Source organism: Sorangium sp. So ce887, from assembly GCF_051521455.1.
In the GTDB taxonomy this organism is placed as follows: Bacteria; Myxococcota_A; Polyangia; order Polyangiales; family Polyangiaceae; genus Sorangium.
The window spans coordinates 1117613-1131415 of sequence record NZ_CP150354.1 but is presented as its reverse complement, the minus strand read 5'-3'; the positions used below and the strand labels follow the sequence as shown (position 1 = coordinate 1131415).

Sequence of the window (13803 nt, the reverse complement as noted above, 5' to 3'; positions counted from 1 at the left end):
GATCGCCGGGACTCGTCAGTGGACGGAATGCCCGTTGAACGGCGCCTCGCGGATCGTCAGCTCCAGTTTCCTGAGATCCTCCTCCGTCACGAGCACGCGGCCCTCGCGCACCTCTTCCACAACGCGAGGATCACGGCAGTTCAGCGGCAGAGACTTGCGCGAATCTACCGGGTCCTTTGTCTCGTCGCACTTCCTTGGCCTGCTCGTGAGGAAGCTCTCCAGGACCTTCTGGCGGAACGGGAGGAATACATCGGTGAGCGCCTGCGAGATCGGCCAGCGCGACCCGTCGGGGCCGGGCTCCAGGCCCGACGATTCGTCGACGTGAACGAACCGACGCGAAAACGGCCAGGTGATCCCGTCGCCGAGGTCGCGCCCGTTCGAGAGCTGGTGGCAACCGCCGCACGACAGCGCAGTCGCGCGGTCGGCGATGTGCTCGGGAAGAAGCGAGCTCCCGATCCCCGTCAGCGCCGTCTGGACGTCATTGCGGAACAACGGGTCCATGAACACGACATAATCGTTCGAGTCGGGAAACCCGCCTTCTGCGATGCTCTGCCCCGAGTTGAACTGGTCGCCGACATCGTAGGTGAACGCGTTGATGTCTGCGACCGCGAGCGACGGCACCTGCGCGGCGAGGCTGCTCTGGAACGCGGGCTGGCGCGGGTCGCCGAAGGACGACGACCAGAGCTCGGGATACGGGTTCGCCTTCGTCGTTATCGGGAGCATCGCGAGGCGACAGGACGCCCGAGCGGCTTGGTTGCACCGGCAGTCGTTCACCAGCTTGAACTCGCGGAGCATCCACTTGCGTTCGATGAACGAGTTGGTGCGGATCTGCCCCATCGAGTTGCCGTACCCGCCGGAGCTCAGGTTGGCGCCGTAGTGGTCGACGTGGACCACCGGCTTGAACCCCGGCAGTCCGTGGAAGTAGAACTCGCGCAGCCTCTTGGCGCGCGTCTCCACGTCGTCGGTCGCGGTCAGGTCCGACCAGAATTCGGCGACGGGACGGCATGCCTCGACTCCGCACTCGGGGTGCGGGTTCGGCAAGACCGCCTCGAAGATGAGCAGATTGCGCGAGTCCCCGCCGGATTTCGGCACCCCGGACTCGCGAGCATACACGATGCGGTACTCGCCGCACGTCTCGCCGCTCTTCGGAGCCAGGTCGAACCGGTTGAACAGCCCCAGCGGGATGTACCCGTCGGGCTCCCGGGAAACGTCGAACGGGTCGGTGTGCGCCTCGGTCCCCTCGGCGCGCGGACAGTCCCAGGGGAACTGGTTGAAGGAGGCCACCCCGCTCGTGAGCTCGTCGTCGCAATGAGGCGACCAGGGCACGACGCCGCTCGACTGGTCGTTGAAGGTGTCGAACCACTGGTTGAACAGATCCTTGGGCGTCGTCGGCGCGCCGGACTGCGTGATGAGCTGCTGGAGCACGTCCACCAGCGGGAAGTGTCGAACGATCTCCTCCTCGGTGACGGCCAGGGAGCGGCGGGGATCGATCGGCACGGTCAGGCTCTCCGCGCTCTCGCCCGGCGGCGGCTCGGGCGGCGCCGGCGGCAGCTCCTCGACGAAACAGGCGGCGCTCCCGGTCGCCGCTAGCATTGCTCCAATAAAGAAGATTCTAATTATTTTTTCGTACATATACATCCTGTGCGTTTCCAGGGTTGCGGGCCCAGGAAGGCAGGATGTGGATGATAGAGGAATGCTCACCATTTGTAAGCGGATTGGCGGCCAACCCCTCACGCCTGCTCCCACGGTGGCCGAGCTGCGAGAGCGCCCGCGCGGGCAGGAGCGCGGGGCGCGACGTCCTCACCATATTTTTGTTGTAAATGACCTCGCGCGCGCACCCGATTACCGCTCCGCCGTCACGCGCGTGCCTCCTGCGGCGCGGGCTCGAGGTGCTCGTCCACGCTCCGGCGCTGCGAGGCGGCGACGAGGAGCCGTACGAGCGGCTCCTCGCGCGGGCCGACATCGCGCTCGGATGCAGCGGCAGGACGATCTCAACCTCGCCGTCCGGCTCCTGCGCCTCACGAGAGGCAAGATCCTCCGCGGGCTCACTCCCCGTGGCGGCGCCTGCCAGCGGTGCGGTCGCGGGCCGGAGCGCCGTTCGCGCGCGCTGGAGCTCAGTGGTGTCCGAAGGGCCGGCTGAACCAGACGTACGCAATCGCGATCCATGGTGATGATATCCTCGTCATCATTCAGCGGCGGCTCTCGGAGAGAAGGAAAATCCCATGCGGTACAAGCTGTTTGGGCGGCAGACGGGCCTGCGCGTGTCGGAGCTCGCACTCGGAGTTGTAAACCGGAGTCACGCTGTTGAAGTCGCCGCCCGGCGGCCCTGACAGCATGCAGCCGTTGAGGGCGATCGCTGTGATCCGATTGTCGGCCCGCATCGACAGCTCGAGCATCGGCGCGGCGAAGCCTTCCCTCAGGCAGAAGCAGCTCTCGTAGGTGTAGGATCCCGGGATGCCGTCGACTGCCCCGTCCGCCGGCCCCACCCACTGGGAGCCCGGGAGCGTCGTTGACCAGATGGGGTCGAGGGTCGTCGGCCAGAGGGGGTCGAGGATCGTGGCAGCGGCACCGTTCAGGCTCGGGTTGAGCGCCGCAACGAGGGTCCACGAGTCGTCTTGGTCGCCGACCGGACCGGCCATGCCCGACGCATTCTCGACGCCGCTCGACAGGTCAAGCTTACGCACCGGGCCCCCACGGCCCCTCGCCGAGGAGCAAAGGCCCGCACCCGAGCGCGCTCGGCGCCTATCATGGCTTTGTGCTCGCAACGCTCGACCGTTATCCAACGCTGGTCGCGACACGCCTGTACGACAGGTTCGTCGAGCGCGGCTACACCGGCAGCATCAGGACGCCGTGGCGATTCGTGCTCTTGAATCGCCCGGCGCCGACACACGAGGTGTACCTGCGGATCGAGACGCTCGCAGGCGAGCAATCGCAGATCGACTGGGTCCACGTTGGCAAGCTCCGCGTTTCGGGCGGCGCGCGCCCGCTCTACTGCTTCGTGCTGGTGCTGCGCTACTCACGCGCGATATGGGCCGAGCTCGTGCTGGAGCAGACGACGGCGAGCCTTCTCCGCTCGCTCGTTCGCGCGGCGCAGTACTTCGGCGGCGTCACCCACCAGTGGCTCTTCGACAACCCGAAGAGCATCGTCGCGGCGAGAGACGGGAGCGCGATCCGCTTCCAGACCGAGCTCATCGAGCTCGCCTCGCAGCTGCACGTCGCGCTGCGCGCCTGCCGGGTGCCCTCGCTGAGCGGAGCGGCTGGGGGATGGAGGAAACCCGCCGGTGCTTTCAGAAGGTCCAGGACCAGGGGCCTGCGCTCTAGGATCCAGAAACGCTGCTCTGCTGGCTGCCGAACGCGGTGAAGCACAATGAGCCCGCGAACCCGAACGTGGTGCTCGGGTGGCTCGAGGAATGGCGCGGGCTGCCGGAATGCGACCTCCTGCGCAAGGCCGCTCGATGGCAAACCGAATTTCATGAGTCATCGCGCCCTCTCACTCACTTCGGACCAGACTAGTCTGTCGCACTGTTCGTCCTAAGCGATCCTCGGCCGGCCACGATGAAACCGTTCATGAACGTCGGCGACGAGGTGCGCCCGTGCGCGGCGGTTGCCGTCCTGACGGGCGAGGGCTCGCGCCCAGGACGCTCCCGCTACGAGGATGCATAACGCAAATTTTGTCCTACATTATTGGTTGCTCAGCTTATCCATCCGTGCAATCAACACCAACCATGCGGAGGAGCGGGACACTGCACGCTCCTCGATGGGATTCACGAGTTCAATCGAGCAAGCTCCGAGCAAAGGAAGACCGGCATGAAAATCGGGAGACGACTCGTCCGCGCAGCATTGTTATTTTTGCCGCTATCGCTGCTGTCGGTACCCAACGCGGCGGCGCAAGAGGTCGTGGTGAGGGCATCCGGCCAAGGTTTTTTCTTCACGGCATTCGGCGGCGCGCTCCGCGTCTTCGCTTTTACCGCGGTCCAGCGCGAGGACGGCACAGTGATGGGGCAGGTGGTGCTGTTCAGCCAGGCCTCCGGGGCCAGAATACACATCGAAGTTACCTGTATCCGGGTCGTGGATTCCAATACAGTCGTGGTGGGCGGCGTCGTCACCCAATCCACGAGCCCCGGACTCGTGGGACGTCAGGTCGTTTTTGCGGTGAGTGACGGCGGGGAAGGAATCGGGTCCGTGGACTTTGTCAGCCCGCTCTTTGAAGGGACGTGCGAGAGCAACCGACCGCTGGAGTCGCTCCTTCCGATCGACGCAGGAAACGTCCAGGTCGACACGGCGTAGTCACCTCGCCTTCCGCCCCCTTGGCCCCCTGCACGGCGCCGCCTAGCCCGTGAAAATCTTTCTCAGCCGCGACGCGCGCCTTGACCGCGCTCTTCAGCGGTCGCATGCGCGATCGACTCCTGTCGCATGGCCGCGACCACCCGCCGCGCCATCTCGTGGGCACGCGCCTGCATCCGACACATCAGGCTGCGTTCGATGTCGATGCCCTCGCGGGCCAGGATGTCTTCCTGGCGATTGTAGCGGAGATTGTCGGCGAACTTCGAGAAGCCCGAAGGCTCGCATCTTCGTTCAGATGAACAGCGAAGCGAGCCTCGACACTGGCAAAAAGGTCAAGGCTGTCGTCGAGGAGCTCTAGGCAACAGCCCGGCGGGGCTCGACGAGCCGGTCCTGCTCCACTGCGCGCGCGGGCGCGATGTCCGCCCCACCGTGGGGCGCACGTAGTCGCCGCGGTGGTGGGTCAAACCTGACCGATGGCGGCGGCGCGGCCGGCTCGCGCATCCTGCGCGGCCATGGGCCTTACCTCTCCGCCTCACCCTGGCTTCCAAGCACCCCTGTTGTCCGTCGCCCGCTCCACTGCGTGGATCTCGGTCTCCGGCGAGGCCGGGCGCCTCGATGGCTACGTGCTCACGGTCGAGAGCGCCGGAGTCGATCGCGCGCGCTGGGCTGTCGAGGCCGGCGCCAAGCTGCCCGATGGCTTCGCCCCGCGCCTGCTCACTGCGCATGCCTACGAGGCGCTGAGGGACGGCACCGTCGAGCAAGGCGGCGCGCTCGTCTGGAAGGGCCGGCGGCGGGCGCTCCGCGACGCGTGGGACGGCACGCGGATGATCGCCCGGCTTGAACCCCTGCCGACATGACGCGCGCAGCGCTCGTCGCTCTGCTGGCCCAGGCTGTCGTGATCGGCCTGGCGTGGACGCTCACCCGGCGGCGGGTCGAACACCGGCCGTTCGCGGTGTGGGCAACTGCGATGCTCACCGGCGACGTGCCAGCGCGACCTACACGGGGATGCGAGCGGGCGAGCCCGCCGGGTTACACTGGGGAGCCGCCAGCTTCCGCAGATGGATCACCGTGCAACGAGTTTCTCGGGGCCAACGAAGGCGGAGGACATTCGGTACGTACCGCTCCTCGACCCGCTCCTTCCGGTCTTGAGGCACGACTTAGGCGCCGAAGACTTCGCGCACCCGGCGTTCGGCCGAGTCGGCCAGGTCCTGCGAGATCAGGTGCAGGAAGGTGCCCGCTTTGTCCAGTCGGGCACCCGCGGGCGTGGTGCGACCGAGGATTCCGGCCCCCTGGCGGCTGAGCTCGGCCAGCAGCTCATTGGAGCGGACGCTGGCGAGAATGGAACGGTGCCCGACCTTTCTCTCTAATGTGTACCTCTGCTTGCCCCGGGCTCCGCGTTCGCGGACGATCAGGCCCTGCTCCTCGGCCCATCGGGTGGCTGTGGAGACGGCGGCCGGGCTGACATGGAGCCGCCGCACCAGCTCGGCGGACGTGAGATCGCCGGAGTCGGTGGTGAACAGGCACGACAGGATCCTCGCCACCATGCGCGGGCATCCGGTGGCGATCATCAGCTCGGCGAGCCGCTGCTCGAATGCGAACACCGCCTTGGGGTCGCGTCCGTAGGCGGCGGCGGTGGCCGGAGTCGCGGGCAGCGGTATCGGCTTGCGGCGGCGGGCACGCAGCCGGGTCAGCTGGTGCGCATGGTCGGCGCGGTAGTCCTCGGGCCCGCCGTTACGGGCCACCTCTCGGGTGATGGTTGACTTGGGACGGTTCAGCCGCCGGGCGATCTCGGTATACGTCAGGCCCTCGGTGAGCCACGCGGCGATGCGCCGACGGTCCTCCTGGGTGAGTCGGTCTCCTGGCACGGCGGGCGCCTCCAATGTGGTGCGAGCGTCGAGCAGTATGCATTCATTGTCATGTCATTGCAACCGCTGGAGGGTCCGCGTTGCATTCGTCTCCATGCTCATTGCAACATGTCCCCATAATTTGCACCATTTTTGTTGAATTTTAGCCCCAACGAGCTTGACTATTTTACGAATGCAACGTAGCTTTTGATTCCTCGCGAACGTTTTGCGGTCTCAACACAACGCAATTCGGCGAGGAAGAGAGGAATGAACATGTCGGAATCCGTACACACCGTCGGCCTACTGCCGACGGCGCGTGAGCCTGGCTGTCCTTTCGACCCGCCGAAGGAGCTGCGTCAGGCGCGTGAGCACGGCCCCATCAGCCGGTACCCCTTCCCCGGCGGACACGAGGGTTGGCTGATCACCGGCTACGACCTGGTCCGGTCGGTGCTGGCCGACTCACGATTCAGCTCCCGCAAGGAGCTCATGCGCCACCCGTTGATCGACTTGGGCGACATGAAAATCCCTCCGGCGCCGCCCGGCGAGTTCCTCCTGACGGACGAGCCGGAGCACGGCCGCTACCGGAAGCTGCTGACGGGCAAGTTCACCGTCCGGCGGATGCAACTGCTCACCGAGCGCGTCGAGCAGGTCACCACCGAACACCTGGATGCCATGGAAAAGGCCGGCCCGCCGGTGGACCTGGTGACCGCGTTCTCCAAGCCCATCCCCACGATCATGATCTGCGACCTACTCGGGGTGCCGTACGAGACCCGAGACTCTTTCCAGGAGCATGTCGATGCGATCGTCTCCGGGGTGAGCAAGGAGGACCAGGTGGCCGGCTACGTCGCGACCCAGCAGTACATCGCACAGTTGGTGGCGGCCAAGCGCGCCAATCCCACCGACGACGTGCTCAGCGACCTCACCGACACCGACCTGACCGACGAAGAACTGATGGGTGTCGGCCTCCTGCTGCTGGCAGCCGGGCTCGACACCACCGCGAACATGCTGGCACTGGGCACCTTCGCCCTGCTGAGCAATCCCGCGCAGTGGGCCACGCTGCGTGCCCGACCCGAGATCGCCGACCAGGCCGTGGAGGAACTGCTGCGGTACCTGTCTGTCGCCAAGACCTTCCAGCGGACGGCGCTGGAGGACGTCGAACTGGGCGGCCAGACCATCAAGGCCGGCACGACGGTCATCCTGTCGTACAACACCGCCAACCGCGACCCGGAGCGCTTCGCCGATCCCGACACTCTCGACATCCAGCGGCAGGCCATCGGGCACCTGGCCTTCGGCCACGGCATCCACGTGTGCCTTGGCCAGCACCTGGCCCGTATCGAGATGCGGGTCGCCTTGCCCGCGCTGGTGAAGCGCTTCCCAACCCTCCGCCTGGACGTAGCGGCCGAGGACGTCGACCTGCGCCCCGAAACCGCGGACATCTTCGGAGTGAAGAGCCTCCCGGTCACCTGGAACGCGTGACCCATGAGAGTCACTGGGCCACATGCCCCGTTGGGCCACACCGGAGCCGCCCTCGGCGGCGAAACAGGCGGAAACCGTGAAATCGCTGCTGTTTCCGGCGACGGCTCGTCATCGACCGGCTTCTCGGGCAGGATTTCTGACCCGCGGTACTAGCGGCGCTGCAGCCGGCCCGCGGCGAGCGCTCCGTCGCCGAGGAGCGCCTGCGCGCCGAGCGCGATCATCAGGAAGGCGACATACTCCCAGCCGCCCCCCTGGCCGGCGAACATCCAGCCGTTGGGGAGGTGCACGAGCAGCGCCCCGGCCATCACGGGCAGGAGCGCCAGCGCGACAAGGCGCGTCCTGAGCCCGGCCAGGAGCGCCGCGCCGCCGAGCAGCTCGGCGAGGAACACCGGATACGCCGTCCAGCCCGGAAAGCCGCTCGCCGCGAAGAACGCCACAGTGCCCGGCAGCGTGTACACGAACGGCTTGGCGAGCGCGTGCGCCAGGAACACGGCGCCCAGCCCGACGCGCAATATCAGCGCGGCCAGCTCGGCCGAGCGGGGAACGGAGAGGATCTTGTCGAGACGGGTCATGGGTGATGCCTCCATGACCCGAGGAATAAGCCCCGGCGCCGCGCGACGGTAGAGCGCGCCCGGGAACGAACTGTTCTTCAGGGAGAACGATCCGGCGCTACGCCCACGAGATCCCGCGAAACGCGGCCGCCAGGTGCTCGATGAGCCGCCGCACCCGCGCGGGCGGGCGCCGGCCGGCCGCGTGCACCGCGTAGATGCCCATGGGCCGGGGCGCGAACGCGCCGAGCAACGTGACCAGGCGCCCCGCCCGGAGGTCCTCGTCGACCATGAAGCGCGGGAGCACCGCGAGGCCGATCCCGGCCACGGCCGCCTCGCGGAGCGCCGTGCCGTTGCTGGCCGTGAGCGGGCCGGAGACGGGGACGGAGACGCGCCCCGAGGCCCCGTAGAAGCGCCACTCGTCCTCGACGCGCAGGTGGAGGTAACGCAGGCAGTCGTGGCGCAGGAGATCCCCCGGCTGCTCGGGCCGCCCCCGCCGCTCGAGGTAGCCCGGCGCGCCGACCACGAGCAGCGCCGTCGTGGCGAGCTGGCGCGCGACAAGGCTCGAGTCCTTGAGCTTCGTGATCCGGATGGCCAGGTCCACGCGCTCCTCCACGAGGTCGACAAGCCGGTCGTTCAGCATGAGCTCGACATGCGCGCCCGGGCTGGCCCGCAGGAACCGAGAGAGCGGCTCCGCCAGGTACATCTGCGCGAAGCTGACCGGCGCGTTGAGCCGGATGCGGCCCCGGTCGGCGTCGGACGCGCCCCGCACCGCCGCCGCGGCCTCCTCGAGCACGCGCGCGCAGCGGGCGTAGAGGTTCATGCCGGCGTCCGTGACGGTGAGCTTGCGCGTGGTGCGCACGAGCAGCCGCTCGCCGAGGCGCTCCTCCAGGCGCGCGACCCGGGTGCTCACCATCGACTTCGACACCCCGAGCCCGGCCGCGGCCGCGGTGAAGGAGCGGCGCTCCACGACGCGGGCGAAGCACAGCAGGCCAGGCAGGTCGTCGAAGAGCGGGTCGATCATGCGCCCACTGTGCGCGGCGGGGCGGATTGTTCGCAAGGAAGAACACCGCCCGCGGCGGCGAGGACGGCAGTCCCCTGGCTTCCGTCCAGGGGCCAGCCTTCGCCGGCCTGCGGGGCTCGCGGCACTCGCCGGCTGGACGTACGCGAGAGGTAGTCTCATGCATGAGCCTGTCCAGAGTTGAGCTGAACTCTATTCCTGGTGCTGCACGCGGTCCTCGAGGAGCGCAGCGCCACGGGGGCGGCGAGGCGGCTGCCGCGACGGGCCGGCGAGACGTTCTGCACCTCTCCTGGTACAAGCGCGCACGCAGCGTCGCAATCTGCCACAACCGCGCGCCTGGCGCATCGCCGCGCGCCGGAGCGGACACGTGCGATCCTCAGCGCAGAGCGCCTCCGAGCGTCCGCGGAAGCGGCGCAGTGCGACCTGGCATGGACGGTGCTTGAGAGTCGTGCTCGATAGCGGGCCCGCGGCGCATGGCTGCGAATCGGGCTACGCGTGAGGCCGCCATCCGAAATTCTGGCGAGCTGCGAGAGAGGAAACAACGATGCAAAAGTGTCTCTGGGCTTCTTTGGCCACGACGATCTTCCTGGTTGGGGCCGCCGGCTGTGACGACGCCGCGGACACCGTGAACGACGTGCTACCCGGCGAGGCGTCGCGCGAGGCGCGCATAACACAGATCGCCGAGGCGGCGTGCGAGCGGTACGCCGACACCGAGGCGGGCTGCCCCGGTTACGGCACCACCGACGACCAGACCTATGCGACGGAAGCGGACTGCGAGCGCGATTTCGAGGATCGCGCGGGCGAGCTCTGGCCCGCGACCGAGTGCGGCTCGGGACAGATCAACGATAGCCGCTACGACGTCTGCGAAGAGCGCGCAAAGGCGGTCGCCTGCTCAGAGGGTATCTTCGACGCGATCGCCGCGCTGGATGAGTGCAGCGCCGGGAGCGTGTGCACGGATCCCGCCGACAAGTGACGCCCCCTCTCGGCGGGCTGCTGCTGTAGGGGCAGCCCGCCGAGAGGCAAGTGGTGATCAGGCTCGAAGGCAACCCCCCCGCGCAGCTCGAGCTGGCGCCTCCGCGCGCGGCAAGCGCGAGTTGCCAGGTCGATCAACGGGTGTTACCGTGCGCGGCATGAAGATCGCCATCGTTGGACCTGGCGGGATCGGAAGCACATTTGCGTTTCAGCTCGCGCGAGCGGGGCACGAGGTGACGGTGGTCGCTCGTGGAAAGCGGCTCGATCACCTGCAGCGAGAGAAGGCGATCGTGAACGTCTCGGGCCAGCGTGCCGAGGTGCACGTGAGCGCCGCGCTCGACACGACGGCGGAGTGGGACCTCGTGCTCGTGACGGTGCTCGCGTCGCAGGTGGACGCGGTGCTGCCCGCGCTGGCCGCCAGCGCGGCGAGGACGGTGATGTTCATGTTCAACACCTTCGAGTCGCTCGGCCGGCTCCAAGGTGCGGTCGGCTCGGCGCGCTTCGCCTTTGGCTTCCCCGCGATCCTGGCGACCGTCGATGACGGCAAGCTGACGTCGAAGATCGTCTCCCGGGGCATGGTCACCACGGTCACCGATGCAGCCTGGGCGAAGGTCTTCACCGACGCAGGCATTCCCAGCGTCGTGCACTCCGATATGGAGAGCTGGCTGCGCACGCACGCGGCGTTCGTCGTGCCGGCGATGGTTGCCCTCATCACGTCCCACACGCGGAGAGCAGGCGTGTCGTGGACCGAAGCGATGAACCTGGCGCGCGCCCTGGATGAAGGAGTTCGCCTTGTGCGTCAGCTCGGAAACACCATCACCCCGGAGCCGATGGCGTGGCTGAGCCACTTGCCCCAACCGATGCTCGCCACGCTCCTGTGGACGTTCAGCAGGCTCGAGGCCGTCCGCAAGATGGGCGCCGCTGGGCCCGGCGAGCCACGCACGCTGATCGACGCGATGGCCGCCGCGGCCCCCGGCCAGACGCCGGCGCTGCTCGCCATCCGGCCCTGAAGACAGCCAGAGGGGCAGCCGAGCCGCGTCTCAGCGCGCCGGCGCGTTGACGAGGCGGGCCGCACACCGGCCGTCCTTGCAGAGGCAGCCGCCGCCGCAATCCATCGTCCCTGGCCGGCACTCTTGCGTGCACATCAGCCCTTCCTCGCACGCGGGCGCCGTGGCCTTGGCGACGCAGGCGGCCGGGTGGCACCCGCAGACGGGCACACAGTCCGCGTCGCTCTGGCACGGGTCGCTGCCCGCGACGATCGTCTCGTCCGTCGGGGGGGCCGCGGGCGGCGTGGCCGGATCCTGCACCGGAGGCGTGTTCGAGCCGGGAGGCTCGTGCGACGACGCCCCGCACGCAGCACAGCAGAGCACGGTGGCCAGGAGGAGCCCCATCGAGCGCGCGATGATGTGTCTCATGTGCGTGCTCTCTCACGGATCAACACGAGCTTCCACCCTCACCTGCGAGCTTTTCCGGGCGCGCCCGGCAGGCCGCTCCCCCGGGCCCCGCGGCCGCCCCCCGGCCCCCTCCGCCGCTCCGGCGGCGGCGACGGGGTTCCCTCAAAAAAAAATCTCGACGCCATGTCGAGCCGGCGCGTCGTGCTCCGACATCCAGGCGAGGCGAGGTCGAGGTGACCGCGCCCCCACCCCACCGCCGGGCTCGACCCCGGCCAGGAGCCACGACCATGACCACCGCGCAGCAGATCAAGACGTTCCTCTGGTTCGACAACAACGCCGAGGAGGCGGTGCGGCTCTACACTTCCCTCTTCAAGCGCTCCCGGATCGTCGAGGAGCTCCGCTGCGGAGACTCGGGCCCGGGGCCCAAGGGCGCGATCCTGACCGCCGAGTTCGAGCTCGAGGGCCAGCGCTTCGTCGCCATGAACGGCGGTCCGCACTTCAAGTTCAACGAGGCCATCTCGCTCGCCGTCACCTGCGAGACACAAGACGAGGTCGACGAGCTCTGGAGCAAGCTCACCGCCGACGGCGGCTCCGAGAGCCAGTGCGGGTGGCTCAAGGACAGGTTCGGCCTCTCCTGGCAGATCATCCCGTCGGCGCTGCCGCGGCTCCTCCAGCACCCGGAGCCGGCCAAGGCGGCGCGGGTCATGCAAGCGATGATGCAGATGAAAAAGCTCGACATCGCGAGGCTCGAGGAGGCCGCCCGGTAGCGCAGCGAGCGCCCCGATCGCTGAGCTTCAGCGTCGTGCTGAGCTCGGGCGGGCAGGCGAGCACCAGCCCGAGCGACATCGATGCTCAGGCGACCTGGTGTTGCGCGTCCGCGCCGTGGGCCGCTGGGCGGCGCCGGCACCTCACGCGAGCGCCCGGATCTCGCGCACCACCGCCTCGACGTCCGCCTCGGAGTTGAGCAGGCTCGGCGCGACGCGGGCATAGGAGATCCCGTACGGCGACGTCGACGCGATGATCTTCCGCTCGCGGAGCTTCCCCACGACGGCCGCCGGCGTCATCCCCGCCACCTCGAAGCAGACGAGCCCCGCGGAGATGGCGTCGTCGAGCGGCGTGTGCAGCGTGACGTGGCGCATGCCCTTGAGCCCCTCCTTGCACTGCCGGTTCAGCGCGTGGATGCGGTCGGCGACCTTGGCCTTGCCGATGCGCCGGTGGAACGCGAACGCCGCGGGCAGCGCCCAGCGGTGCTCGAAGGAGTGGAATCCTCCGGGAGACATCATGTTGGCGGTCGTCGGCGGCGACGGCTGCCCCCGCAGCCAGGCGCCGTATCCCTCCCGGCCGAAGTGCGGGATGCTCGGGCGGAGCATCGGCCAGAGCTCGGCCCTGCCCCAGAGCACGCCCGTGCCCCGCGGCCCCAGGATCCATTTGTGACAGGCGGCCGCGAAGAAATCGCAGCCGAGGTCGGCCATCGTGACGTCGTCGACCCCGAAGCCGTGCACGCCGTCCACGCAGCAGACGACGCGATCCCCCGGCGCCCGCCCCTGGTTTGCCCTGGCGACGACCTCCGCGACGGCGCGCACCGGGGTCTTCACCCCTGTGCTCGAGTGCACCCACGTGATCGCCACGACCCGCGTGGCGGGCGTGATCGCCCGCTCGATCGCGCCCGCCATCTCCGTCGCCGTCGCCGCGCTGCTGCGCTCGTAGAGCGCGATCTTCCGCACCGCCGCGCCCGTCCGCTCCGCGGCGAACCGGAGCGACTCGTGCGTGGAATAGTGATCGTGCACCGTCGTGAGCACCTCGTCCCCGGCCCCGAGCGGCAGGCCGAGGTACAGCGAGGCGAGCCCCATCGTGGTGCTGTCCGTCAGCGCGATCTCCTCGGCGCGGGCGCCCATGTACGCCGCGGCGGCCTCCCGCACCGGCGCCGGATCCTCGTGCTCGTGGAGCGCGTCCACCGGGTTCTCGTCGAGCTCCCTCCGCAGCGCCTCGATCGCCTCGCGCACGGGCCGCGGGTGCGACGCGAGCAGGAAGCTCGTCATGTGGATCCACGCCGGCGACACCTCGATCTCGTCCCGGACGCGCTGCCATGCGTCGGCCGGCGCCTGCGACCGATCGCCCGCGGCCTTCACCGCCTCCGGGGCCGCGCAGCCCACGGCGCCAATCGCCAGCAGGCCTTCGAGCAGGCTTCGCCTGGGTAGCTTGGTCGTCATCGCAGCTTCCTCCCTCCGTGCCGGCGCAGCCCCTCCGGAGCCGCAGGATCGCTC

The 13803-nt window shown here is 68.6% G+C and carries 14 protein-coding genes and 1 pseudogene; 7 read left to right on the top strand and 8 right to left on the bottom strand.

Translation table 11 applies throughout. The annotated features are described in order from the left end of the window. Nucleotides 1-15: 15 nt before the first annotated feature. Nucleotides 16-1593 carry a hypothetical protein gene (locus tag WMF36_RS04340; RefSeq protein WP_437578340.1) on the bottom strand — a complete coding sequence of 526 codons (1578 nt, stop codon included), beginning with the start codon at nt 1591-1593 and terminating at the stop codon, nt 16-18. Nucleotides 1594-2189: 596 nt separating this feature from the next. Beyond that, nucleotides 2190-2684, bottom strand: a complete 495-nt coding sequence (locus WMF36_RS04335; RefSeq protein WP_437578339.1) for a hypothetical protein — start codon at nt 2682-2684, stop codon at nt 2190-2192. Between the two features lie 71 nt (nt 2685-2755). On the opposite strand from WMF36_RS04335, the gene WMF36_RS04330 reads away from it, so the two are divergent. Continuing rightward, nucleotides 2756-3361, top strand: coding sequence for a DDE-type integrase/transposase/recombinase (locus WMF36_RS04330; RefSeq protein WP_437578338.1), 606 nt, complete (start codon nt 2756-2758; stop codon nt 3359-3361). Between the two features lie 446 nt (nt 3362-3807). Beyond that, nucleotides 3808-4287, top strand: coding sequence for a hypothetical protein (locus tag WMF36_RS04325; RefSeq protein ID WP_437578337.1), 480 nt, complete (start codon nt 3808-3810; stop codon nt 4285-4287). Between the two features lie 62 nt (nt 4288-4349). On the opposite strand, the pseudogene WMF36_RS04320 reads toward WMF36_RS04325, so the two are convergent. After that, nucleotides 4350-4538: pseudogene (locus WMF36_RS04320) on the bottom strand (IS66 family transposase); the annotation flags it as partial. 303 nt (nt 4539-4841) lie between these two features. On the opposite strand from WMF36_RS04320, the gene WMF36_RS04315 reads away from it, so the two are divergent. Beyond that, nucleotides 4842-5141 carry a hypothetical protein gene (locus WMF36_RS04315; RefSeq protein WP_437578336.1) on the top strand — a complete coding sequence of 100 codons (300 nt, stop codon included), beginning with the start codon at nt 4842-4844 and terminating at the stop codon, nt 5139-5141. Between the two features lie 300 nt (nt 5142-5441). On the opposite strand, the gene WMF36_RS04310 is transcribed toward WMF36_RS04315, so the two are convergent. Beyond that, complete coding sequence (locus tag WMF36_RS04310; protein ID WP_437578335.1) at nt 5442-6149, bottom strand: helix-turn-helix domain-containing protein; 708 nt, start codon at nt 6147-6149, stop codon at nt 5442-5444. A gap of 252 nt (nt 6150-6401) precedes the next feature. Here WMF36_RS04310 and WMF36_RS04305 point away from each other — a divergent pair, with 252 nt between their 5' ends. Further along, the gene (locus tag WMF36_RS04305) at nt 6402-7604 is read left to right on the top strand and encodes a cytochrome P450 (RefSeq protein ID WP_437581851.1); all 1203 of its coding nucleotides are present in this window, start codon (nt 6402-6404) and stop codon (nt 7602-7604) included. Nucleotides 7605-7753: 149 nt separating this feature from the next. On the opposite strand, the gene WMF36_RS04300 is transcribed toward WMF36_RS04305, so the two are convergent. Together WMF36_RS04300 and WMF36_RS04295 are read right to left on the bottom strand one after the other, a co-directional pair. Then, entirely contained in the window at nt 7754-8176 is a 423-nt protein-coding gene (locus WMF36_RS04300; RefSeq protein ID WP_437578334.1) for a DoxX family protein, read from the bottom strand. A gap of 97 nt (nt 8177-8273) precedes the next feature. Beyond that, a complete protein-coding gene (locus WMF36_RS04295; RefSeq protein ID WP_437578332.1) occupies nt 8274-9176 on the bottom strand; it encodes a LysR family transcriptional regulator in 903 nt (300 codons plus the stop codon). A 541-nt stretch (nt 9177-9717) separates the two neighbouring features. Between WMF36_RS04295 and WMF36_RS04290 the strand changes: the two genes are divergently transcribed. Then, nucleotides 9718-10146, top strand: coding sequence for a DUF6184 family natural product biosynthesis lipoprotein (locus WMF36_RS04290; protein WP_437578331.1), 429 nt, complete (start codon nt 9718-9720; stop codon nt 10144-10146). A 157-nt stretch (nt 10147-10303) separates the two neighbouring features. Beyond that, nucleotides 10304-11155 carry a ketopantoate reductase family protein gene (locus tag WMF36_RS04285; RefSeq protein WP_437578330.1) on the top strand — a complete coding sequence of 284 codons (852 nt, stop codon included), beginning with the start codon at nt 10304-10306 and terminating at the stop codon, nt 11153-11155. Nucleotides 11156-11185: 30 nt separating this feature from the next. Here the strand turns inward: WMF36_RS04285 and WMF36_RS04280 are convergent, their stop codons facing one another. Next, complete coding sequence (locus WMF36_RS04280) at nt 11186-11560, bottom strand: hypothetical protein (RefSeq protein WP_437578329.1); 375 nt, start codon at nt 11558-11560, stop codon at nt 11186-11188. Nucleotides 11561-11826: 266 nt separating this feature from the next. On the opposite strand from WMF36_RS04280, the gene WMF36_RS04275 reads away from it, so the two are divergent. Further along, the gene (locus WMF36_RS04275; RefSeq protein WP_437578328.1) at nt 11827-12306 is read left to right on the top strand and encodes a VOC family protein; all 480 of its coding nucleotides are present in this window, start codon (nt 11827-11829) and stop codon (nt 12304-12306) included. Nucleotides 12307-12447: 141 nt separating this feature from the next. Here WMF36_RS04275 and WMF36_RS04270 read toward each other — a convergent pair whose 3' ends face one another. After that, the gene (locus WMF36_RS04270; RefSeq protein WP_437578327.1) at nt 12448-13749 is read right to left on the bottom strand and encodes an aminotransferase class V-fold PLP-dependent enzyme; all 1302 of its coding nucleotides are present in this window, start codon (nt 13747-13749) and stop codon (nt 12448-12450) included. Nucleotides 13750-13803 lie beyond the last annotated feature (54 nt).

Excerpts from the sequence above, each read along its gene's own strand:
- WMF36_RS04300 (WP_437578334.1), bottom strand. The coding sequence starts at position 8,176 with ATGACCCGTCTCGACAAGATCCTCTCCGTTCCCCGCTCGGCCGAGCTG.
- WMF36_RS04325 (WP_437578337.1), top strand. The coding sequence starts at position 3,808 with ATGAAAATCGGGAGACGACTCGTCCGCGCAGCATTGTTATTTTTGCCG.
- WMF36_RS04305 (WP_437581851.1), top strand. The coding sequence starts at position 6,402 with ATGTCGGAATCCGTACACACCGTCGGCCTACTGCCGACGGCGCGTGAG.
- WMF36_RS04270 (WP_437578327.1), bottom strand. The coding sequence starts at position 13,749 with ATGACGACCAAGCTACCCAGGCGAAGCCTGCTCGAAGGCCTGCTGGCG.
- WMF36_RS04290 (WP_437578331.1), top strand. The coding sequence starts at position 9,718 with ATGCAAAAGTGTCTCTGGGCTTCTTTGGCCACGACGATCTTCCTGGTT.
- WMF36_RS04280 (WP_437578329.1), bottom strand. The coding sequence starts at position 11,560 with ATGAGACACATCATCGCGCGCTCGATGGGGCTCCTCCTGGCCACCGTG.
- WMF36_RS04285 (WP_437578330.1), top strand. The coding sequence starts at position 10,304 with ATGAAGATCGCCATCGTTGGACCTGGCGGGATCGGAAGCACATTTGCG.
- WMF36_RS04295 (WP_437578332.1), bottom strand. The coding sequence starts at position 9,176 with ATGATCGACCCGCTCTTCGACGACCTGCCTGGCCTGCTGTGCTTCGCC.
- WMF36_RS04275 (WP_437578328.1), top strand. The coding sequence starts at position 11,827 with ATGACCACCGCGCAGCAGATCAAGACGTTCCTCTGGTTCGACAACAAC.
- WMF36_RS04340 (WP_437578340.1), bottom strand. The coding sequence starts at position 1,593 with ATGCTAGCGGCGACCGGGAGCGCCGCCTGTTTCGTCGAGGAGCTGCCG.